At 44.4% G+C, this 23,466-nt stretch carries 22 protein-coding genes; all 22 read right to left on the reverse strand.

Going from position 1 to position 23,466, the window contains the following annotated elements; all coding sequences use genetic code 11:
- Window positions 1-65: 65 nt before the first annotated feature.
- The 22 genes from B4J50_RS02040 to B4J50_RS02140 all read right to left on the reverse strand — a co-directional run bounded on the left by B4J50_RS02040 (window position 66) and on the right by B4J50_RS02140 (window position 23,371).
- Window positions 66-1,586: an ABC transporter substrate-binding protein gene (locus tag B4J50_RS02040; RefSeq protein WP_286846770.1), complete on the reverse strand. Its 1,521-nt coding sequence runs from the start codon at window positions 1,584-1,586 to the stop codon at window positions 66-68.
- A gap of 625 nt (window positions 1,587-2,211) precedes the next feature.
- Window positions 2,212-3,066, reverse strand: a complete 855-nt coding sequence (locus B4J50_RS02045; RefSeq protein ID WP_286846772.1) for an HIRAN domain-containing protein — start codon at window positions 3,064-3,066, stop codon at window positions 2,212-2,214.
- 116 nt (window positions 3,067-3,182) lie between these two features.
- Window positions 3,183-3,551, reverse strand: coding sequence for a DUF192 domain-containing protein (locus B4J50_RS09795; protein WP_084043879.1), 369 nt, complete (start codon window positions 3,549-3,551; stop codon window positions 3,183-3,185).
- A 1-nt stretch (window position 3,552) separates the two neighbouring features.
- Window positions 3,553-4,443 carry a type II secretion system F family protein gene (locus tag B4J50_RS02050; protein WP_024822047.1) on the reverse strand — a complete coding sequence of 297 codons (891 nt, stop codon included), beginning with the start codon at window positions 4,441-4,443 and terminating at the stop codon, window positions 3,553-3,555.
- A gap of 12 nt (window positions 4,444-4,455) precedes the next feature.
- On the reverse strand, window positions 4,456-5,382 hold the full coding sequence (locus tag B4J50_RS02055; RefSeq protein ID WP_024822046.1) for a type II secretion system F family protein: 927 nt from the start codon (window positions 5,380-5,382) through the stop codon (window positions 4,456-4,458).
- A gap of 2 nt (window positions 5,383-5,384) precedes the next feature.
- On the reverse strand, window positions 5,385-6,728 hold the full coding sequence (locus tag B4J50_RS02060; RefSeq protein ID WP_024822045.1) for a CpaF family protein: 1,344 nt from the start codon (window positions 6,726-6,728) through the stop codon (window positions 5,385-5,387).
- Window positions 6,725-7,843, reverse strand: coding sequence for an AAA family ATPase (locus B4J50_RS02065; RefSeq protein WP_024822044.1), 1,119 nt, complete (start codon window positions 7,841-7,843; stop codon window positions 6,725-6,727). Before B4J50_RS02065 ends, B4J50_RS02060 begins: the two co-directional genes overlap by 4 nt.
- On the reverse strand, window positions 7,840-8,997 hold the full coding sequence (locus tag B4J50_RS02070; protein ID WP_084043878.1) for a type II and III secretion system protein family protein: 1,158 nt from the start codon (window positions 8,995-8,997) through the stop codon (window positions 7,840-7,842). Before B4J50_RS02070 ends, B4J50_RS02065 begins: the two co-directional genes overlap by 4 nt.
- Window positions 8,994-9,863 carry a Flp pilus assembly protein CpaB gene (gene cpaB, locus B4J50_RS02075; protein WP_286846777.1) on the reverse strand — a complete coding sequence of 290 codons (870 nt, stop codon included), beginning with the start codon at window positions 9,861-9,863 and terminating at the stop codon, window positions 8,994-8,996. The genes B4J50_RS02070 and cpaB overlap by 4 nt, the downstream gene beginning before the upstream one ends.
- Before the next feature lie 16 nt (window positions 9,864-9,879).
- A complete protein-coding gene (locus B4J50_RS02080; protein ID WP_156923346.1) occupies window positions 9,880-10,899 on the reverse strand; it encodes a pilus assembly protein TadG-related protein in 1,020 nt (339 codons plus the stop codon).
- A 5-nt stretch (window positions 10,900-10,904) separates the two neighbouring features.
- A complete protein-coding gene (locus B4J50_RS02085) occupies window positions 10,905-11,303 on the reverse strand; it encodes a TadE/TadG family type IV pilus assembly protein (protein WP_024822040.1) in 399 nt (132 codons plus the stop codon).
- A gap of 14 nt (window positions 11,304-11,317) precedes the next feature.
- Entirely contained in the window at window positions 11,318-11,794 is a 477-nt protein-coding gene (locus tag B4J50_RS02090) for an A24 family peptidase (RefSeq protein ID WP_286846781.1), read from the reverse strand.
- A gap of 108 nt (window positions 11,795-11,902) precedes the next feature.
- Window positions 11,903-12,091 (reverse strand): Flp family type IVb pilin, encoded by a 189-nt coding sequence (locus B4J50_RS02095; RefSeq protein WP_286846783.1) that lies wholly within the window; start codon window positions 12,089-12,091, stop codon window positions 11,903-11,905.
- A gap of 248 nt (window positions 12,092-12,339) precedes the next feature.
- Window positions 12,340-13,011 (reverse strand): response regulator transcription factor, encoded by a 672-nt coding sequence (locus B4J50_RS02100; RefSeq protein ID WP_024822037.1) that lies wholly within the window; start codon window positions 13,009-13,011, stop codon window positions 12,340-12,342.
- The gene (locus B4J50_RS02105; protein WP_286846784.1) at window positions 13,011-14,156 is read right to left on the reverse strand and encodes a sensor histidine kinase; all 1,146 of its coding nucleotides are present in this window, start codon (window positions 14,154-14,156) and stop codon (window positions 13,011-13,013) included. Before B4J50_RS02105 ends, B4J50_RS02100 begins: the two co-directional genes overlap by 1 nt.
- A gap of 244 nt (window positions 14,157-14,400) precedes the next feature.
- Window positions 14,401-15,585: a thiolase family protein gene (locus tag B4J50_RS02110; RefSeq protein ID WP_024822035.1), complete on the reverse strand. Its 1,185-nt coding sequence runs from the start codon at window positions 15,583-15,585 to the stop codon at window positions 14,401-14,403.
- The gene (locus tag B4J50_RS02115) at window positions 15,582-16,283 is read right to left on the reverse strand and encodes a 3-oxoacid CoA-transferase subunit B (RefSeq protein ID WP_024822034.1); all 702 of its coding nucleotides are present in this window, start codon (window positions 16,281-16,283) and stop codon (window positions 15,582-15,584) included. Before B4J50_RS02115 ends, B4J50_RS02110 begins: the two co-directional genes overlap by 4 nt.
- Window positions 16,267-16,974 (reverse strand): CoA transferase subunit A, encoded by a 708-nt coding sequence (locus tag B4J50_RS02120; RefSeq protein WP_024822033.1) that lies wholly within the window; start codon window positions 16,972-16,974, stop codon window positions 16,267-16,269. The genes B4J50_RS02115 and B4J50_RS02120 overlap by 17 nt, the downstream gene beginning before the upstream one ends.
- Window positions 16,975-16,990: 16 nt before the next feature.
- Entirely contained in the window at window positions 16,991-18,943 is a 1,953-nt protein-coding gene (locus tag B4J50_RS02125) for a TRAP transporter permease (RefSeq protein WP_286846787.1), read from the reverse strand.
- A 70-nt stretch (window positions 18,944-19,013) separates the two neighbouring features.
- The gene (locus B4J50_RS02130; protein ID WP_024822031.1) at window positions 19,014-19,967 is read right to left on the reverse strand and encodes a TAXI family TRAP transporter solute-binding subunit; all 954 of its coding nucleotides are present in this window, start codon (window positions 19,965-19,967) and stop codon (window positions 19,014-19,016) included.
- A gap of 33 nt (window positions 19,968-20,000) precedes the next feature.
- Entirely contained in the window at window positions 20,001-21,359 is a 1,359-nt protein-coding gene (locus tag B4J50_RS02135; RefSeq protein WP_286846790.1) for an aspartate aminotransferase family protein, read from the reverse strand.
- Window positions 21,360-21,637: 278 nt separating this feature from the next.
- Window positions 21,638-23,371 (reverse strand): hypothetical protein, encoded by a 1,734-nt coding sequence (locus tag B4J50_RS02140; protein WP_286846792.1) that lies wholly within the window; start codon window positions 23,369-23,371, stop codon window positions 21,638-21,640.
- Window positions 23,372-23,466 lie beyond the last annotated feature (95 nt).

The following is a 23,466-nucleotide window of genomic DNA, read 5'->3' on the forward strand; positions in this document are numbered from 1 at the left end:
AATCATCTACATAAACTTACCTAAATAGAAAGGAGCACATCACAAACAATAAATATAATTATTTATTATTCGAAATAAACGTTATACAGTTCGTGATATCCTCGAGGGCTGGGGCGAAACCCTTTCACATTTTTCTGAAGTCCGCAGATCTGTTCATCATTCAACAGATAAACCCACGGGCGTTTTTCATTCAACTGGAGCTGTAACTCCTTATAAAGAGCCTCTCTTTCAGAGCCATCGGGAAGAGTTTTTCCCTGCTCTATAAGGGCATCTACTTCGAGATCGCCAAAAAAGGCGAAGTTCATTTTCCCCTTCATAGAGGAATGGAAGACACCAGCCACAGCAAAGTCTGGATCTGGAACAGATGCAGTCCAACCAACAATAAACATGTCGTGTTTAGCTTCTTTAAGGCCATCAAGATACGCGCCCCACTCCAGAACTTTAATTTCTACAGTAATGCCAAGTTCCTGAAGCTGGCTTTGAATAATCGTGGCCATGTCCACGCGCTCTTTTTTATCGTTTGTCCATATTTCAGCTTTAAAACCATCTTTATATCCAGCCTCTTCAAGAAGCTTCTGTGCCGTCTCAATATTGGGTTCGGGAATAGAAAGAGACTTATCGTAATACTTCACATTGGGAGCAAAAGGTCCGGCAGGAGCCTGCCCTACTCCACGATAAACAGCTTGGTTAATACCGACTGTGTCAAGGGCCATATTTATAGCTTGGCGGACCCGCACATCGTCGAAAGGCTTCTTAGAACAGTTAAAGCCAAGATACGTTGTGGAGTTATCCATAACCCTCATAAGTTTCAGGTTCGGATTTTCTTCCACCCGTTTAATATCATTGGTAGTAATTTGATAGGCAATATCCACTGCACCGCTTTCAAGCTCAATGGTACGACTTGTGGGCTCAGTAATAGCCCGGATGACAAGGGTCTTATACGCAGGTTTATTCCCGTGAAAATCATCGAATCTCTCAAGAACAATTCGATCACCTCTCGCCCATTCGGCAAACTTGAAAGGGCCCGTTCCTATAGGCTGCATACCGTAGTTATCTCCTGCAGCCTCTACGGCTTTGGCATTCATTATGCTCCCCCACGTATGACTTAAAGAGGCAAGGAAAGGAGTGGAGGAACGTTTTGTCTTAATTTCTACAGTGTAATCATCAACAACAGAGACTGACTCTACTTCACTGGAATAGTTCTGAATAGCAGCTCCTTTAGGGGACATTGCCCGCTCAATGGAGTATTTCACGTCGCTAGCTTTCAGTTCTTCTCCATTATGAAACCTGACACCTTTGAGAAGATAGAAGCGATATGTGACATCGTCAAGCTTTTCCCATTTCTCTGCAAGCTGGGGAACCACATTATTCGCATCGTCAAGAGCAATAAGCGTCTCATACATCTGCATCATCGCGCCAGAAGAAGCTACATCGTTGGTTGCATGAGGATCCATAGTCTTTGCATCATAAATATTCGCCACAATAAGAGTATCTTTCTTACTCTCGGCAAACCCTGCTGAAGCAACAAACAGCATAACTAACAACAACCCTGCCACTACAAAGAAACGTTTCCTACCTCTGTTCATTCTTTCATCTCCTTTGATTTGATAATAGGAATTGCACATATTTGTAATTGCAAATAACATCTTTGCATTCATTTTTTTAATATCTCTGTTCAAAACTGGATTTACTAGTTCGATGGAAGGGTTTTTGTAGTAACCACTTATACAAGGTCGTTGAACTGAAGTCAATAGCCAAAAAATTTTTACCTTTTATTTCATAGAGTATATTCTTAGAACAATTTCTATATTATTATGCACCCCAAAAAAGAAAGTCTACATTTATAACATGCGAAGTAGGGTGATCCGTAATAAAACTGCTAAGGAACAAAAAGAGGACCTGCATTTATAACAGGTCCTCAGAAAAACCAAAACGATCTGTAAAAGGGGGGGAGATCTTTTTGGCGTGTATGATATAACTTTTTTGCATATATTTTATTCTAGCATAAAATATTTTTTATGCCCTCCTTTTTCTTATCGAATTTGAGGTTCAAAAACGACATTGCTCTCGACTCCCTTATAAGATCAATAAAAATACATATAGCAGCATCGAAGCCAATGTTAGTTTTGTCTCGGGCTCCGTATAAAACTCATAAAAAGGCTGCCTTTTGAAAGGCAGCCTTTTAATAAAAATATTGTTTACAAATCCATTTTATTCCATCCCGTCTCCAAAAGACAAATCCCACTGATCCATATCCAACTCCATATCCTGATCCACCATATCGTCCATATCTTCTTCCCCCAACACATCCCATGGTCTCTCTTCGGGAGAAGCTACATCACTTTCTTCTGCAGACAGGTTTTTTTCCAATTGTCTTTTGTTCGACAGGTTTTTGAGACGAGGGTTCTCTCTGCCCGGCACGTTAAGATAAATTTCCAGACGGCAACCGCGCTTGTGAGCTGTCCCTTCTTTAGGGATACTGGTTATCATTCCCTCCACTGGAAGATTTTTCTCTATGGCAGGGACAATAAGTTCCGTCACTTCTCCAGGCAAATAGCCTATAACCTCTTTTTGCTCAGTCGAAACCGCTATTTGGTCATTATCAGGATTCATAGATAACAAAACGATATCGCCAACTCGGCACTCTTTCAAAATTTCTTGGCGGGACCGTCCATTTTCGTTCTTAGCTACAGTATCCATCACCCTTGAGTGAATGGAACGGTCCTCTAGAGGGGATCTCTCCTCCTTAGAACACTCAACGCTAGAACAAACCTTACTATACAAGTCAGACACAAGACAGAGCCTGGAAAAAAAGGTTTCTACAACATTTTTCAAGGGGAACTTCTTCACGAGAGCAACTCCCCGCGATGGATCCTGAAACTCGATATAAAGATATGTGATTCCTTGAGGCGATGTTTCGAGGCGGGAAATTTCACCTTCTCCGTAGATGTTGTGTACGATGGTAGATCCTGCAAGCAATTGAACGTCTTCACCGTTTTCTTCCAAATACTTCCGCACTTTGTCCAGAGAAATCTCTTTCAATGTTTCTCTCGTTCGGGTCGTCATGCGACTCACCATCCTCTGGTATAACATTCTGTGCGGACATTATAAACTACTTTTCTCTTTTGAAAAGGGGGCTAAAGATAGAATGTTGAGAAAAAAATATCAGATGAGAATATACGCTAACTGGAAGATATCTTTTTAAAAATAATCTTTGAACCAATCTCTATTCTTTTATGGGGAATTTCACCGGCAGGACACTCTACCACCATAGAAGCCCCAGGGCACCAGGAACATCTCCATGGAGACAAATTCCAACGAACACATAGAATTCGACATTCATCGTTGAGGAAAAATATGTCGAGAGGGAAACGCATACAAAATGTATGTATAGAATTACAAGGAATCAAAATCAAGCCACACTTTTTTTCGGGAGGACATAACATAAGACCCCGGAAACGACTCATAAAGGAGTCTGCACAAAATAAGGGGGAGAAGAGAAAATCCCCCTGAGCGTTTAAAAGACTCAACGGATGTTTTTGCATCAACATATCATCTCTTGGCAAAGGTTTCCATGATCGATATAAAAGCCGGGCCTAGAATAACCACAAACAACGATGGAAAAATAAAGAGAATCATAGGGAAAAGAATTTTTATAGGCGCTTTCCGGGCATGTTCTTCCGCTTTCAGCCTCCGGAAACGTTTTAAAGATCCAGCCTGGCTCCGAAGCACATCGCTCACAGAGACCCCCAACTCTTCGGCTTGGATAAGACTTGTAATAAAATGGCGAACTTCCTCCATGGGCAATCTTTCTTCAATGCCCCGAAGAGCTGTCTGGCGATTTTCTCCCAAGCTGATTTCATGAAGAGCCCGAGCAAAACTCTCTCCCATAGGGCCACGAAGCCTCTCGGCTACGCGTGCCATAGCCGCATCAAGGCCAAGCCCTGCTTCTACACTCACCACCATAAGGTCCATAACATCTGGGAGCTGGTTACGAGCCAACATCTGACGCTCTTTTCCTTTTTTGGTAATCCATATTCCAGGAATCAGATACCCTAGGGCTCCGAGAATAAAAGCTCCTGAAATACGCAACGGTATGGGAAGAATAAATAGAGACACTATAGCTGTAATCAAGGCAAAGGAAACCTTCATACCAGCTAAAACTTCTCCTCGCACTCCCAAGGGACGACCAGCAATAACACAATAACGGTCCATACGTGCAATAGCTTCTTTAGGGAACAGAAAACGGCCGACTCGACTTATTTTAACCTGCAAAGGTTCAACAACCCGCTCCTTAAAAGAGGCGATCTCTTCTTCCTCGTCACCGGCAAAACGAGCTGCCCTATCAAAAGAGTCTTCTTTCTGAGGAGAGATGATATTTAAAATCAGGAAGAGACATAATGTTACGACAAGCACCAAAAAAACAATCACTAAAATCTCCATATTTCTCCCCCCTTAATATCGAGGCTTAACGATACGTTGGATAACGAAAATACCAACGAGCCCAAAGAACACGGCTGTTCCCAGCATCTTTTGCCCAAAAGCTGTCTGAAATAAGGGGGTTAAATACCCGGGATTCATTATATTAATAATAACGGCCATAACCACTGGCAACACAGATATAATAAGGCCTTCAAGGCGTCCCTGAGATGTTAGTGCTCGCATCTGAGCTGCCACATCTTGACGGTCTCGCATAACTCTCGCTATATTTTCTAAAATTTTCGCCAAGTTACCACCAATTTCTTTCTGAATCAAAATTGATGTTACTACAAGCTCAAGGTCCATACTTCCAACCCTTTCAACCCAGCGATTCAGAACATCTTCTAGATCCAGTCCCAATGAAATTTCAGCTACGACCTGCTGTAACGTATCTCCCAAGGGAGATTCAATTTGCGTAGCTGCATTCTGCAAAGATTGCAAAAAGCTGAATCCAGCTCGTAACCCTGATGAAAGCATATCGAGCATGGGCGGAATCTGACGCTCAAACTTTTGAAGGCGATGTTGCCTCCGAACTCGTATCATGACAATTGGAACAACAATAACAGCAACAAGGCCTACAGCAAGACCGAAGGGGCCGCGAAACATAAAAAGAAGGAATGGAACGACAATGAGAAGAGCGAGCCACAGAACAAAAGCTTCCTGCAGTTTAAGAGGTAGGTCCGCTTTTACAAGCTCGACTTCAAGCTTTTTCCGAAAAGAATCGGAAGTAAAACGTTTATTCCACTGCCTTTTTTCTTCCCCCTGCTTTTCTCGGTTGCCAGTAAACCATGACTCCGTTCTCGTCAGCTGATCTGTTTCTTCTCCCAATATTATTTTAGAAAAACCCCATGCCATCAAAAAGAGAAGCACTCCTATAACAAGAGCAAAAAGAACTCCTCCCATGCTTAGCTCCCCCTTTTAGCTCTCAAAACATCTTTAGGCAATGAGACACCAGCCATTTCGAACTTAAAGCTGCGGTGAGGCTGAATGCCTGTTGGATCAAGGTTACCCCGAATTCTGCCGGCGTCGTCAAACCCTTGATGATTAAAAACAAATAGATCTTGCATCTGAATTGTGTCGCCTTCCATACCTGTAATTTCCGAGATCGTGAGGACACGGCGAGTTCCATCTTTCAAACGCTCCTGATGGACAATAAGATCGATGCCAGAAGATATTTGCTCTCGAATGGCACGTATAGGCAGTTCCATCCCAGCCATAAGGACCATGCTTTCAAGACGGGAAAGTACATCTCGAGGTGAATTGGCATGAAGAGTAGTGAGAGATCCGTCGTGCCCCGTATTCATGGCTTGAAGCATATCAAAGGCCTCTTCACCCCGGCACTCTCCAACTATGATTCGGTCGGGTCTCATTCGCAGGGCGTTCCGAACCAGCATGCGGATAGTAATAGCCCCTGTCCCCTCTATATTTACAGGGCGAGATTCCATACGAACAACATGTTCCTGTTGCAAGCTCAATTCTGCTGCATCTTCGATAGTAACAATTCGTTCTCGGTTAGGGATAAAGCTAGAAAGCACGTTCAATGTTGTGGTTTTACCAGATCCTGTTCCGCCAGTGACAATAATATTGTATCGAGCTTCAGTAGCTACCCGTAAAAAACCTACCGATTCGTCAGAAAGAGTGCCGAGAGCAATAAGATCTTGCCCTGTAAAGGGCTCCCTTCTAAACTTCCGGACAGTTAACGTAGGCCCATCGATAGATATGGGCGGAATAACAGCATTGACACGAGACCCGTCTGGCAATCGCGCATCTACCATAGGGGAAGCTTCATCAATGCGCCGCCCTAACGGGGCCACTATCTTGTCGATAATGCGTCGGATATGGTCATCATCATTAAAAAACACATCGGCTGGCTCTATTTTCCCCCATCTCTCCATATATACACGGTCACAGCCGTTCACCATTACTTCCGTTACTGTGTCATCGTCAAGGAGGGGCTGAATAGGTCCATACCCGAAAACTTCGTTCAGGAGGTCATCGTGAAGACGACTCAGCTCTAATGCATTCAGTCCCCGAACTTCTTCGAGCATCGATTGAATTTCAAGGGTAATCTGCTCTTTGACAAGAGTGGACTTCCCCCAATCTGGCTGAGAAGTTATTTCCTCCATATCCACTTCGTCTGCTAAGCGAGACAATACCCGCCGATAGGTTTCTCGATACAGATCTGATACGCTTCCACGACCTCGCCGTTGCCCTAGTGTGTCTCCTGCCAAACGGCGTAAAAGGCTCATGATACCTTCACCTTCTCTCGAGCCATAAAGCCCGAAGCCATCTCCTTTATTGTTTTGGAATAAGGCGATCGAGGCTGATCAATAATAAGGGGATCTCCTTTCAGCCACCCATCTTCGATTTTTTCGTCGAATGGCAAAATTCCTTTCACTGGATATTCTTTTTGTATCTTTTCAATAATAGATCGGTCTTCCCTTCGCGCTTTATTGAGAATAACGCCTCTCTCTATCCATGGGATTCGCAGCTGATCGAGCACTCCTGTAATAAGATGTAAATTTTTAACGCCCGTACAACTGCAATCAGTCACGAGCCATAAACGCTGACAGGCTTCTGCCAATTCCAACGTCATTTCATCAAGCAAACGATGGAGGTCTACAATAACGAAATCGAAACGGTCAGAAAGAGCTTGCAAAAGCCTATTTCCCATCCCCGGTTTTATAAGCTCTGCCTGAACCGGATTCTTAGCGGTAGGCATAATCATAAGATTATTAGGGCCAAAGGTTAGATAGCGTTCTCCATCCACCGTCCCACTTAGACATTCGTTAGCCCAATGGGTCCAGCTCAGCTCATAGGGAGTATTTAAAAGAAAGGCTATATCCCCCATAAAAAGATCTCCATCTATTAAAGCGGTGCGTTTCCCCATCATGGCGAGCTGAGAAGCAAAAGAGATGGAAAAGGAAGAACCACCTGCGCCACCCCGGCAACTCCAAACAGCGATACATTCGGCTTGATGAGAACCGCCTCTAGAGGCTGCCTCAGCATTTACACGCCTAATAGCATCTACGAGCTCTACGCCAGTAAAGGGTTTTAAAAGGTAATCACGCGCACCAGCCTGCATAGCTTTCCGCAAGAAAGCCACATCTTTTTGCACTGAAATCATGATGATCCCTGGATGAGCAGGCATTTCCGCCAATTTTTCTGCCAGATCAGGCCCATCTCCATCTGGCAATTGCACGTCAAGAAGCAAAATCGAAGGTCTGAGGCGAGTAACAGTCTCCATAACCCCATCAAGGCGGTCGCTTTCACCAATGAGTTCCATATCAGGCTCCATAGCAATCATGCCACGAATAACTTCACGGGTTATAGCATCATCATCTACAACAAAAATTCGTATCATAGACCCACCACCTCCGGAGTTACAGTAATTACAAGCTCTGTTTCATCGTTCGTAAACTCTCTGCTCTTAAATAGCTCTCCAATAATAGGAATATCCCCTAACAAGGGTATCTTTTTTACGAGCTTCGATTGTTTATTGTCGAGAAGCCCTCCAACAACCAGAGATTCATTATGGGCGAGTCGAACTTTATTCGCTATTTTCCGGCTACGAATAGCAGGTATCTTAATACCCTCGGTTTCCACAGCATTCTCCCAATCTATCTCGCTCACTTCAGCCTCAAAGGAGAGCCATATCTCCCCCAGTCCATCTAATTCAGGCGTAAACTTCAAAATAACCCCATAGGGCTTCCATTCCACTTTTATCTCGTTATTATCCACCCCAACAGGCACCGGAATTTCTCCACCTACGTTAAGAGAAGCCTCTTCTCCGCTCAAGGTTGTCAAGTACGGCTTGCTCAATATTTTTGCTTGCTTGTTCTCTACAAGAGCGTTGATGCGTGCGTTGATTTTGGCAGAATAGTCAGCGTCTTTTGAGTAATCAAGGATATGTCCTATGTCTGGCGCAAGGTCAAAAATACCCCAAAAACTCCCCTCTCTTCCTTCAAGACGCTTCATTCCAAGCAAATCTCCATCCTGCTTTTTAATTTCCATTACAATAGCCCTGAGCTTAATTTGAGGAGCATCGTCTACATCAAGTAGATTAATTATTTTTTCTCCAAAGGCGCCTGCTATCGCAGCAGCCCTTAGTCTATCGCGAGGAGTCTTTACCTTCCCTTCCAGCACTACTGCGTTTCCTCGAACTGTTACCTCCACATTTTCTGCTTTTAAAAGTTCTTTCAATTCCCATGTGGGCGCATCGCTTGCTGGATGGACCATCACTTTTTCCATATGCATGCCCTTACTGTCCCAAACGATTAAGGCTGCGCCGCCAGTCGCTTTCCCCGTTAGAAGAATCTGACTTTTATCTAAAGGAATCGCATCGAGAACGTCTGGGTTTCCCACAGAAATCCGGCTCACATTCTGATACTGTAAAACAGCACTATCCCCTACATCGAGGTTATAGGTTTCAGCAAAAGCGGGAAGGGCGCCTAAAACAATGAACAGGAACGCTAGAGCCATAAATATTTTTGTTTTTCTAACGAGGCAAGTCATCATCGAGACCTCCCATCAGAAGGAACTGTTACTGTGGTTATATTTCCAGGTTGAATCATTTCTATCTTCCACCCTTGAGGCGTTCTGGGAACCGCTTTCTTCACAGACCGTGCCTTTACCGGCTCCGCTGATGCTGTTTTTAACGGGGCAGGGTTACTCACGTCAGGCCCTCTATAAACAACTAATGACGTTGGTGTCTCTTCTTGGGCTGGTCGCAACGCCAGCCATAAATTTCCCAAACTTTGAGCCCATGCCGCAACCGCTGCTTCCTCTGGGGAAACTTCCACTACTGCTGTTTGTGCAACCATTTGTTTCTCTTTCGTACTCTCTTTTTCTTCTTTCCTCGCCATGACCCCGCCAATAGCAAGAACTTTTACTCGAGACAGAAGAAGTCGTGATGTAGGAGTTTCAACATCTTTTTCGCGATATACATGGAAAATATCAACATAATCTCCAGGTTTGAGCAGACCTCCAGTAGCCCGAACTTCATCGATAGGCAGGGCTATTGCCAACCGACCATTTGCAAGTTGGAAAGCAACTCCGAGCTTTTCTGGATCCAAGGATAATTTATTTTTCAGGACAGGGTCTCCTGTAGAGAGATCCATCATCGACGCCTTTCCTACCACATCGTCAAGAGAAAGCACTTCTTCTACTGGAATGCTGCTTCGAGGCATACGCACAGCTTTTACATCTTCAGATGTAATAATGGAAAAAGCATCTTTGGGACGTGTCGCCACTACCACAGAAATAAGCTCTCGTTCTGCACGGGCAATTTTCTGTTTATAACTTCGTATCTGTTGGTACACAAGAAGTCCTGCCATGGTTCCCAACAACAGGGAAACAATTAGGAAAATGCCTCGCTTTTTCACGTCCTCACCTCACCTTTTATTGAATGAGCTTCACAGAATATCCGCCAAAGCTTCCACTTCCGCCACCAGCACTGTCTGGTATCACTTGCTCTACAAAACGACCAATAACTCGAGAGTCCTTACCCGTACCCTCCACACCTTCTAGGAAAAAATTAGCAAAACCGATAACTCGAACCTGTTTGCGGCCATGTACATCCCACTCAGCCACTACAGGCAACGTAATGAGGCGAGGGCTTTCATATAACTCATCGAGATGGGTCACATACCAGTCCCACGAAATATGCCCATCTTGATCCAAAATGTAATCTACCCCTTCTTTAATAATTTCTAAGGCTATAATGTAATCAATTCCGTCTTCTGTGGGGCCAGACATATTTCCCGGTTCTGTAGTAACCATCATATTTTCTGTCACGATGGCGTCATAACCGTATTTGAGTTTTTCACGAAAGTTATTCGCGCCGTTCCCTCCAAAAGCCAGTGCGTGAAAATTCCCAAAGTGTTGATAGCCTGTCTCGTCAGGGTTTGTAGGATCATGAGGCCCAATCTTTAAAAGATATTGTTCTCCGAAAACAAAACCGCTTTCCGGTTCCTGAATACCTAAAGGACGAAGCCCCTTAACTGACGATGCGGCTGAAAGACGTGCCGAAGCTTCTGCCTGGACAGTACTGCTTTCAAAGCCTAAAATTCTGGCGAAGGTCATGGAAACATTTTCCTGTCCCAGTACATGGCATGTTTTAGTATCAGGGAAAGTTACAGAATAATTCCCCTCATTCCTATTCTCAGAAGCAATACTTGTCGCCACTTGAGTGGCAGCGCTTTCACGAATGCCTTGATCCACCATGGCATTTCCAAGCTCCCAAGCCCCCCCTAAACTTCCGGCATCAGCAGCAGCCTGCAATCTCCAACGACTCAACACGAGACGGCCGTAATCTAAAGAAAGGGCGCCAGCGCCAAGAAGCACTACCAAACTTCCCGCTACCCACACCAGAACAGCTCCCCTACTTCTCTTTAATTGCCTATGGCTCTCTTTTCTCATGTCTATCACTCCGATCTAAATGCCGCCTTGGCCTGGGCTGTCCAGTTAGGAGTAAGCCCTTTCACAAAAGCACTCAAAGGCGTTAAAAATGCGACCGGGGCCTGCACTGTAACCACATCTTCCTTATAGGTCCCTTTATCTACTTCTGTGACGTTCACAGATACCTTGTCTTCAGACCACCTGACGGCTAAAATTTCTTTGACTCGAGCCTCTACATCTGAAGCAGAACCTCCTACAGCTGCCAGACGGGCCCCTTCTCGAGCTCCGTGATTTAACGTAAGGTATTGCTGCATCATCAAACCGAAATCTATTATTCCCATCACGAGAAGAAGCAAAAGGGGCAACACTATGGCAAACTCAACTAACGCCTGCCCTTCACTTCGTTTTTTCAAAAGTCTTCTCATTTCATCACCCCCGCTCACAGCAGGAGATATATGGCATATCCCACGGCAATAGATAGGGCATAAGGTACTTTTTCTTTACGATGTTCCCGCCCCGACCTCCATATGCTTTTAAAAAAAACCCTGGGGCCTCCAGCTAAAGCCAGCCAAAAGCTCTGGTAATCTATACCTTTAAAAGCCAAGGCTATCACTAACACGCCACCGGCTATGGACGAATACAAAACGAGATTCAAAGCACCCGGCCACGCCACCACAGCCCCTGTAGCCGCCAAAAGTTTCACGTCACCCGCTCCCATGCCACCAAGTAAATAAGGGATGAGGAACCACACAAGCCCCATTACTGCCCCTACAAGAGACATGGAAACAGAGCCCGTTACTCCATGAAAGCACAACGCCGCCACTAACAGCCCATAGGTGAGCCAATTAGGAACCTTTTTATATTTCATATCGTAAAAGCCAGCCCAACATACGACTGCCAGCACTCCCCACTCCATACAGCCCCTCCTGTTTTAGAAAGAAAGGGCAGGAAAAACCTGCCCTTGATGTTTGATTCAGGAACTAGTTTTTGGTAGTATCTTTAACAATAAGATATATTTATGCTATTATTCAGGAGTAACTGAGCCAGGGCTTTTCAAGACATCGCTTGCACTTTTGAAAGTATCGTGAATACCTACTTTAAGGGTGGCCATTATGGCAACCAAGGCTATTGATATTATTGCTATAATCAGCCCGTACTCCACCATTCCCTGGCCTTCCTCATCCCACACAAGGTTACGAAGTCTTTCTAGCATCTATAATCCCTCCCCTTCTCTGTATCTGTAAATATTTTTACTACTGTTTTACAATAATAATAATGGGTTAATGTTTTTTCATACATAACGGAAGTTTCATAAATAAGGTGGGGAGACTCACTAAAATAAAAGGAAGATTAACTTATAAATAAAGGAATATTTCCCGCCTGTACGAATACAAAGGAGAGTACAAGAGAGGCGGAGATTTTTCTCCGCCTCTCTACGTGTGTTATATATTTTATTTGGGTTTAATCTTTTTCAGAAAAGTCTGAAGGAGAGCGCTCAGGAAGGCCCCATTTCCAGGCAAGAGCTACTGCTTGCCCTTTTTCCTGTAATTGCAACTTCTTAAGAATTTGGCTTATATGGTTCTGTATCGTTTTATTTGAGAGGATCATTTGTTTGGCTATGTCTCTTGAGGAGAGTCCGTGAGAGACCCAATAGAGAATCTGTTTTTCTCTATTGGTGAGAAGATCCATTTTTTCTCGAAATTCTGCATGGGTAGAGAAAGATGTAAGGAGCTTCGAAGCTACCTTGGGATCCACATAGCTTCCACCTGAGGCGACGGTTCTTAATGCAATGAGCAATTCCGTCAAACCAGAGGATTTAAGCACATATCCTTCTATTCCGGCTCGGGATATGCGAGTTATTTGATTTTCTCCATCCAAGGCTGTAATGATAATAAATTTACAGGGGCATCCTTTCTTTTTGAGCTGTGTTACGACCTCTATACCATCAAACTTCGGCATGCGTATATCAAGCATTACTATTTGGGGGTTGGTTCGCTCTATAACATCTACAGTCTCTTGTCCATCTCTGGCTTCCCCTACAACTTCCAGATCAGATTCAAGGTCCAGAACTTTTCGAAGGCTTTCCCTGAACATATTATGATCATCTGCTATAACTATCGTAATTTTTTCCATCACATATCATCCTCCGGAAGTGGAACACTCATAGTTACAACTGTACCCTTACCCGGTGCGCTATCAATGGAAAAATTTCCTCCAAAAAGACGCGTTCGTTCCTCCATATTCATAAGCCCATAGGAACCTCGTGTTTGAGCTGCCATTCTGGCTTTATTCACGTCGAACCCCATACCATCGTCTGCTATACGTGCGCTAAAAGCCTCACTCCCTGCGCTCAACGTTATTTTGATGCTTTTGGCTTCACCTCTTTGTATGGCATTATCCATGGCCTGATGAATAATTTTAAACAGATTTGAACGAAGAGCCATGGGCAAAGCAACAATATCTCCAGAAGATTGGAATGTAATATCAACTCCATACCGATCGCTAGCCTGCTTTGCATATCGTTGAAGGGCTACATCAAGACCCTCCTCCAGGCCTTGCGGGTAGATCTGGAAGAGGAAAGCTCTTATGTCTGCCATCGCTTCCTGCATCTGTGTTTTCACTTTGCGAAATTCAGCCAAGGCTTCTTCAGTACGGCCTGTCTGAAAATAACGATCCGATAAATCATAAAGCATAATAGCCCCCGACAGCCTTTGAGCCGGCCCATCGTGAAGGTCTCTGGCCAAAGTTCGACTGTCTCTTTCTGCCAGGCTTAAAGCAGCAAGAAGAACGCTAAAGCTTTTTTCGTTACTATCTCCTAACATGGCATTTATAGACTGGTCTCGAAGAAGCTCTAATGCTAGCCGAAATTTGTTCGCCATCTCATCGCTGCGAGCTAAATACTTTAAAATCTCTCGTTCTTCAAGGCTTAAATACTCTCGTTGTTGTTTTAAATTTCTCTCTCGTTCCTCGAAAGTTGCCAGCATTTTCATCAGATGTTCCGCTCGGTCATATGCCTGACGTTGAGAAGGCCCATCCCCTTCCCTTGTGGCATCTACTAACTTTTGCCGAGCAGATTTATACGCTTCCTCAGCCTTATCTGAAGCTTCTATAAGCTCGACAATGTTTTTTTGAACAAAATCAAATTTTTCGCGTATTTCCTTCAACCTAGTGGATTCTTGCTCTCGGATACCGGAAACACTGGCCAAATTCGATGAAATATACCCGCTTACTTTTTCGTGAATATTTTTCAACCTGGTATAAATCGAATCGCTTTTCATGGGCCTCCTCCGGTCTATAAATTTATTTTTAATAAAAACACCGCTAATCCATACATATTTCATAGAAAGTCAATAAATTATATCATGAAAAATCAATAAAGAATTTAATTTTTAATATTCAATTTTATAGGGCTATTGGTATTATACCAGCATCAACAGACAAGAGGAAAGGCTTTTACCTCGAAGAGAGGCAAAAGCCTTCATAACAAAAACAAACTTTAATTAACTTTAAGCGCAAGAAAGCTTAACGCAAACGCTGCACTACCATGGCTACCCCTTGCCCGCCACCAATGCAGGCACTGGCTATTCCCAACTCTTTATCTGCATGTTTAAGGGCGTAAAGAAGAGTTGTGAGTATTCTGGAGCCTGTCGCTCCGATAGGGTGTCCAAGAGCTATGGCGCCACCATGAATATTTAATTTATCCATGTTGAAGGGCATAATGCGATGGCAGGCGATAACTTGGGCTGCAAAGGCTTCGTTAATCTCTATAAGATCCATCTCTTCCAAAGAGAGTCCGGCCATATCGAGAGCTTTCGGCATGGCAACTGTGGGGGATATTCCAAAAAGCGAGGCATCAATAGCAGCGTCAGCGTATCCCAAGATTCGAGCAATAGGAGTATATCCATTTTTCTGTGCCCACTCCTCATGGGCTACAACCACAGCACTACCAGCGTCGCATAGGGCAGAGCTGCTTCCGGCGGTAATTGTTCCTCCTTCTTTAAATATGGCAGGAAGACGTCCTAAAGCTTCAAGAGTTGTATCCTTCCTCGGAATTTCCTCGCTATCAATAGCAATATCGCCTTTTTTTCGATCATGAATAAAGAGAGGGACTGTCTCTTCGGCAAAGAGCCCCTCCTCCATTGCCCTCACTGCTTTCTGATGGCTCGCTAAGGCAAATTCATCTTGTTCTTGCCTGGAAATGTGGTGTTCCTCCACTAAACGTTCTGTAATGGCCCCCATTAAGGCTCCTGCTACCGGACACATAAATCCATCTTGATGTAAAACATCGAGAGCCTTTTTTTCTCCCATGCGATGTCCCCACCGAGCTTCTGGAAGAAGATAGGGCGTGTTCGTGGCGCTTTCCATTCCTCCCGCCACACCAACGCTAATATCCCCAAGACGGACTCGATCGGCAAGAAGCATAACTGTTCTCAGGCCAGATCCACACCGCTTGTTTACAGTGAAAGCCGGAACATCCTGAGGGACATCCCCTTTGACCATGGCAATTCGAGCAGGGTTAGCACCTACACCGGCTTGCCATCCGTTTCCCATAATAACTTCTTCAACATCTTCCGGGTTTATACCTGAACGTTTTATAGCTTCCGCTATGGCAACACCGCCGAGGTCGGGAGCTTGGAAAGACTTCAGGGAACCGCCATATTTCCCCCCTGGAGTTCGACAAGCGCTCAGAATAACGGCCTTGGTCATTTCGCAACCCCCTCGCAAAGATATTCTTCCGTCCCTTGCATGATGCAAAGATCTTTACTGACTTCAAAATTTATTCCTGTATTAGACTGAAGATCTTCAAGCTCAATACCTGGAGCTATTTCTGTTAAAACCATGTGACCGTTCTGTTTCCTTATAACGCAATATTCAGTAACTATAGTGGAGACTATGCCTGCCCCTGTAAGAGGCAAGGTGCATTTCTTTACGAGTTTTGGACGCCCTTTTTTGTCTAAATGGGTGGTAGCTACATACACCGCTTTTGCTCCGGTAACAAGATCCATGGCCCCCCCCATTCCTGGCACAAGTTTGCCGGGGATCCACCAATTCGCTAAATTACCCTCCTCGTCCACTTCCAAGGCTCCCAGTACTGTGGCGTCAAGATGGCCCCCTCGAATAAGCCCGAAGCTCATGTCGCTTGATACTATGGAGGAGCCGGGGAGGAGACTGAGGCCTCGGCCACCTGCTCCAATAAAACGAAGATCCGCCTCTTCAGGGGATGGGCCTGCTCCAACGACTCCATTTTCCGTTTGCATAATGACTTGAACGTTTGGGGGGATGAAATCTGACACAAGAGTAGGGATCCCTATGCCTAAGTTCACAACAGACCCGTTATCGAAATCAAGAGCTATTCTCTTGGCTATTCTTTCCCGAACAATCTTTTCATCAAGTTCTGGAAGCATAGTATCCATCTCCTTTCAGAACAAGAATATCCACAAGAATTCCAGGAGTTACAACGTCGTTGGGATCTATTTCTCCCTCTCTAAGAATGGAGTCTACTTCGGCGATAACAATATCGGCTGCAGTAGCCATTATGGGATTGAAGTTTCTGTTGGTTCCAAAGTAAGTTAAGTTTCCACACCGATCGGCTCGATAGGCACGAATGAAGGCTACATCTGCCCGTAACGGTAGCTCTAAAATATATCTTTCCCCCTCAACCTCTATAATTTGTTTTCCTTCCTCATAACACGTACCAACGCCAGTGGGCGTTAAAATTCCTCCTAACCCAAAGCCTCCGGCCCGAATACGTTCAACAAAGCTGCCCTGAGGAACAAGTTCAAGCTCAAGTTTGCTTTCGTTGAACAAACGCTGAGTCTCTTTATTCAGACCGATATGAGAGGCTGTTACCTTACGAATCTGCCCATTTACAACGAGCTTCCCATGACCAACCCCTTTGGGATATTTTTCATTCGCATATACAGTGTCATTCGCAATAAGATGCAAGTTATTGATGTCAGTAGAAGCTAATGCGTCTACCAGGGTGTAGGGAACCCCACCGTAATTAAAACCACCTACCATCAACGAGGCTCCAGGCTTAACGTATCGCACTGCCTCTTCTGCCGACATAACTGGTTTAATAGTTTTTTTGGGCATATGCAGAACCTCCCTTTTATTGTTGTTCTGTCTTTTCAAATACAGGAGAGACGATACGAGAAGCTCTTCGTCTCTGAATAAAGTACATAGACCCAATGATTCCCACGGCTATGCAATTAGATATAAGGGCTGGGTGGATGAGCAAAAAAGGAACTGCAAGTAATGCAGCCCTTCCCCAGAGAGGGAGATGGGTAACAAAATAGCCCTGAACTCCTGCTGCCAGTCCAATAATCCCCAGGAATGCAGTGACACATCCGATAATAATTTTGACGATGCTGCCTTGAAATAGGAGGTAGCTGTTGTACACAAACATGTAGGGGACAATAAACCCTGCCACAGCAACCACTAACGCTGTAAATCCAGTTTTCATTGCGTTAGAACGAGCTATTCCGGCTGCTGCGTAGGTAGCGAGTGCCACAGGGGGGGTTACGTCTGCTAAAACGCCAAAGTAAAGGCAAAAAAGATGGGCGGACATCATGGGGACTCCCATCTGAGCCAGCGCTGGCGCTGCCAGTGTAGACGTAATGATATATTGAGCTGTGGTAGGGACTCCCATGCCGAGGATAATAGATCCGATCATGGTCAAAACAAGAGCTAAGGGGAGGATTCCGTAAGAAAGGCTCATGACAAAAGAAGAGAAAGCAAGGCCAACGCCAGTAATGCCGATAACGCCAATAACGATGCCGGAACAGGCACATGCCGCTGCCACATCTACAGCGCCAATAGCTCCATTAATAAGAGCGTCGAGGACGCGTTGGGGCGTCATCCGATATTTCTTCTCTCCCAACCACGATGCCCCTATAAGACAAAGGATCGACCAAAAGACCGCTTTTACAGCCGAATACCCCGTAGCAAGAAAAGCAATAAGAGTAATGATAGGTATTAAAAGATGCCATCCCTCTCGGAGTACTGGGCCGATTTTAGGCACTTCTTCGTTTGTCATGGCGCGAATACCCCTCTTCCCGGCCCTGAAATGAACCATGGCCCATATGGAAAAGAAATACAGGGCTGCTGGAATAGCGGCCGCTACAACAATGTCCCAATAAGAGATTCCTAAAAACTGGGCCATAATAAAAGCTGCCGCCCCCATTACAGGTGGCATAACCTGCCCGCCTGTAGAGGCTGCCGCTACAACAGCACCGGCAAATTCAGATTTGTACCCCGCACTTTTCATAAGAGGGATTGTAAAAGCCCCTGTCGTAACTGTATTCGCCACAGAACTACCAGAGACAGTTCCCATAAGGGCACTGGCAACAACCGCCGCTTTTGCGGGACCGCCGCGACTTTTTCCTGTTAAAGCTATGGAGAGATCGATAAAAAATTGTCCCGCTCCAGAAACGTTAAGAACCGCTCCGAACAAGACGAATAGAAATATAAAGGAGGCAGAAACTCCCAAGGGGACTCCAAATATGCCGTCTGTACGCAAATATTGGAAAGGTGCTATTTCTTCAAGGGCAAAACCTCCATGGGCTAGAATACCAGGGAAGTAGGGCCCTAAAAAGGCGTACAGCAGGGCTATAGTAGCCATAATAGGCAAAGGAAGCCCCATAGATCTTCGTGTCCCTTCTAGAACGAGAAGAACCATGACTGTGCCCCAATAAATATCGGAGGGGATAGGTGCCCCTTCCCGTATGGTAATTGCTTCCCAATTAAGAATAATATTGAGACATCCCACTATAAGGAGCCCTGCTAATATCCAATCCCACCAATCAATACTGTTTTTAGGCCTTTTTCTCGACACGGGATAAAGAAGAAACATAAGAGCCCCCATAAAGAGCCAATGTATGCTTCGCTGATACATAGCCGAACGCAATCCGGATACAGCTGTATAAAGATGAAAAATAGATGCAGATAAGGCTAGGAAAGCTACTACCAAATATCGCCAACCGTGGAGATCCCGTTTTTTTGAATCCATTTCCACTTCTACTGGCTGTACATCCTTCGGTGAAAGTGTTGAAGGATCTGTCATTGAGCTTCCCCCCAGTCTAATCCCCCCTTAAGCGGGAGAGTCTGAGCTCTCCCGCTTAATAAAGGGAGACTTATTTCATATCTATGCCTTGTTCTTTAAAATATTTAATGGATCCTGACGTAAAGGGGATTATTCCTACACTCGCTTCTTTGGGGACAAAATGAGATGCCTGCTGGGTTACATCCATAAAAGCTTTCGCTTTTTCAATAATTGTTTTTACGAGGTTATATCCAAGCTCTTCTGGCATATCTTCGCGCACAACAAGAAAGTTGCCATCGGCGACAGTGAGGATGTCTTCGTCAATACCTGGATATGTCCCTTTCGCTATGTTGTACGAGAAGAGGAATGGATTTTTCTCCACGATGTTATTCACTACATCTTGAGGGAGAGGAATCAATACTATATCCCGAACAGCCGCTACCTCCAGTACTGCCGACCCTGGAGCTGCAAAGTTCCAAAATACGGCGTCTATATTGCCATCTTTCAGAGCCATAACGCCCTCAGGCTGTGTAAGTTGCTGTTTTTGAATGTCTTTATCCGGATCAATTCCAGCAGCATTAAGGATAATATTGCTTAATATTTGATCTCCTCCGCCAGGGGCTCCCACAGACACCTTTTTACCTTTAATATCTCCAAAAGATTTAATGCCTGTTTTTGTTGTAGTTACAAGATGCTGGGGGGCAGGGTACATATGCATAAGAATTCTCAACGGCAGTTTCCCATCTTGTTCAAAGGCTTCGGTACCTGTATAAGCTTGGTACAAAGTAGACCCCATAGACATTCCTATCTGGGCTTTTCCAGATGCTACAAGACGACAATTTTCTTTCGAGGCAGCTGTTGAGCGCGAAGTAGCTTTCACGCCAATATCCGCTTTGGTGAGTATCTCTGCCATAGCTCCACCCAAGGGATAGTAGGTTCCGCCAACCCCACCAGACCCTATGGTGATAAAGGTTACGGCTGCTGCTGTAGCGCCCAAAGCAATGAGAGCTAGAACCGCTATCAGGGCTATCCATTTTTTCTTCATACTTAGACCCTCCTTTTGCGAGTTACCCTACTCTTATTGTCTAGGCAGCAATATGTCTCTCGCTGCCCTCAGCCCTTTCTCTAAACGAGTAAAGATTTCGTCTACATCTTGCTCTGTTACTATTAAGGGAGGCGCTACTAAAAACTGATCTCCCTCTATGCCATCTATTTGTCCTCGACCGGGGTAAACAACAAGCCCTTGCTTTAAGCATTCGTTTGTTACCACACCTGCAGCATTGACTGGAGATGGGAAGGCTTGGCGAGTGGCAGGATCCGCTACTATTTCAATACCCCTCATGAGCCCCATTCCCCGAACATCACCTACAATAGGTATCTCGTAGAGGCTCTGTAGTTTTTTACCAAGTCTCTCTCCTTGAATATAAGCATTTTCTACCAATCCTTCTCGTTTGATTAATCGGAGAGTTGCCGTAACAGCTGCGGCAGTTACTGGATTTGCGTTATACGTGTGACCATGCTGAAAAGCTCCGCTACCTTCCTTTAGAGTTTCAATAATTTCATCCTTCACGATGAGAGCACCTACTGGAGAATAGCCACCAGACAGAGCTTTTGCTGAACAAATCATATCGGGCACAACGTTCCAATGGTTCAAACAAAAGTTTTTCCCTGTTCGACCAATGCCTGTCATGATTTCATCAGCAATGAGAAGCACATCATATTTTGAGCAAATATCCCGTACTATCGGCCAATATTCCTTAGGTGGGTGGAGTCCTCCAACAGTAGAACCAACAATCGGTTCAGCTACAAAGGCAGCAATATATTGAGCACCGATTTTCCGAATTTCATGTTCGAGATCATAGGCACAACGAATATCACAGGAAGGATACGATAATCCGAAGGGACAACGGTAACAATAATGAGAAGCTATTTTAGGATAATCTTGATAGAGAGGATAGAAGGTTCGCCGCCGAGCCATACTGCCGGCTAAGCCCATGGTACCAATTGTGCTTCCATGATAGGAGTTCCATCGCGCAATCATTACATATTTAGCGGAACTAACCCCATCTCGTTCTACAAAGTACTGTCTGGCCAGCTTGAGAGCCGATTCTATGGCCTCGCTCCCGCCACTTACAAGCCATACGTAGTTCAGTTCCTCTGGGGACATGGATGCCACTTCTTTTGACGCTTCCATAGTTGCTTCGTTATACCATCGCGAAGGGTGAGCAAATTCAAGAGTTGTAAGCTGTTTATAGATAGCATCAGCTATCTCTTTGTTCCCATGCCCCACACTGGAAAGTAAGGCCCCGCTACAACCGTCAATATAGGGCTTCTTATCTTCATCAAAAATATAAATTCCTTCCCCCCTGACCGCCTTTTTTAAAGCCGTTTTATAACTACGAGGAATCATAGCTCCATACTCCGGCACACAAATCATCCCCTCTCTGTATTTTGATAACATACTCTCTCTGTAACAACCTGGCCGGAACTTACAGAGAAAAAGCCTTAAAGTGGAAAAAACGGAGAGAAAGCTGAAGAATAATTTCGTTGTGCACAAAAAGAAGTATACGCTACTTATATTCTATTTTTATGAAGTTTTTCCTTCATCAATAATAGAATCTTCAATCTCTTTTGTCAATTGCAACAAAAAACAGAGCTGCTCTAAAAAACAGCTCTGTTGATCATCATCTTTATTATTCCGATTGGAAGGGATGTCTACTGATTTTGAGTTCCTTTCTCCTGCGTTGTTTTGTCTTGCGTTCCGTCACTCTGTTCCAGAGTAAATCCCTTTTGAGTAAAAATATATCGATCCCCCATAAAGAGAACTTCTGTGAGGCGGTACGTTCCTAAAACTTCAGAGTAGAAAGGGATAAAGGCTTCCAAAGTTGTTTTAGCCGCCCTACCAATATCTTTCTTTTCCAGCGCATAGCAGAGGGTCATATCGATCATAGGGTGCCGTATATTTACAGATAAAACCTTTTCAGGTTTACGAGCCACAGTGTGGTCAGGTTCTGGAAATTTAATGGCTACCCTCTTTTTTTTCTCGCTTACCACTAAATCTTTATCATCTAAAGACTCGAAGTGATGGGAGCGATCGATGGTTTCGTTGAAGAGCCGCACATCGAAGGGGGCATCTTCTATAAGCCATTTAATTGGGATTGTAAGCAAATATGTCGGGCTCATAATTTCAGTAACTCCCGCTTCATTCATGGCAATCAAGCGAATTTCGCCAATTTCCTCGCGGAAACGATTCAGGTACGTTACGTTTTTACAGCGTCCGATAAGGTAGAGCTTATCACTATTGCTTATCCGATTATCGGTAATAGCTTTTTTCAAAATATTTTCAAACTCACTTTGTGCTCCCCCTTCATACAAAGTTTCCGCAAGAATTCTGCTATTAAGGGAGACTTCGTATCCGTTATCTATATTTCTCTGCAAACAATCTTTTGCCTCGTCCATCTTATTGAGCTGAGCGTAGGTTACACCTGCAAACAGGAAATTTTGCCAGTCTGCATTGTGTGACTGTCGAATAATTTCTTCAAGGTCCGAAAGAACTTGTTGATGGTCACGGGTTTCATTGAGGCGAATTTTTTCCATTAATACACTCGCCCACAGAGGATCTTTACGGAAAATGGGACGATGTGTCGATAGAAATTTATCGAGGCATGAGTGCACAAAATCGGCATCATTTTGCTTAGAGAGAGCAAAGTGATACCAAAAAGGCGGAAATGCTTCAAAAGCCGTGTTATCGCGAAGCAGACGCTCTAACCTACGGTGCTGAATATCAGAGTTCCCTGCCTTTACGCTCTCTACAAATTCATTAATTTGTTTTTCAGTTAGACGATAGTGATCGTCAAGATTGTACTTCTTGATAATAGACCAGGAGGCCGTTAGAAGATCTTTGCGAATGACGTTGAGAGAGTTGAGTTTTTCGTCATCAAGCGACTCGATCATAAGTTCATTTTCTGTCTTGTATTCTTCAAGCTGCCGTTGATAGTTGACATACATGGAGCCCATAGAAGAGACCGCGGTTACTGCCGCTGAAACCACATCAGAGGGAGAAACTTTTACCCCTGCTAACAGATTAAAAAAAGTGCGCTCCATCTTCTTTTGATAACTTCTCTGCAGGCGTTCCCTTTTCCGATCAGAGATAATCTCATCTTTCAATGTGTCCATTAACTTCGCAAGAAGTTTAACAATCTCCTCATCAGGAATAGCATTGAGATTAAGATTATTAATGATGTTGTCATACTCGAAGGTAAGTACTACCTTGTCGTTGTACGAAACTATTTTACTTAACGAATAGGTGCAGTAATTCAGGGCTTGCACCACTTCCATAGGGTCGTATTTTTTCTCCTCATGGAGGGTCACTTCTGCTCTTGAAGGGGAAACAGCTATCCAGCCGAACGCAAGAGTACATAAAATACATATTGCAAGAATGCGCTTCATTGTATATTTTTTGCCTCCAATAGAATCATGATTCATATACATTACCATAAAAAACTCCCTGAAAAGGAGGAAGCCCTCTCCAGGGAGAAGAAACC

The sequence above is a fragment of the Aminobacterium sp. UBA4908 genome (genome assembly GCF_002398115.1).
Lineage (GTDB): Bacteria > Synergistota > Synergistia > Synergistales > Aminobacteriaceae > Aminobacterium > Aminobacterium mobile.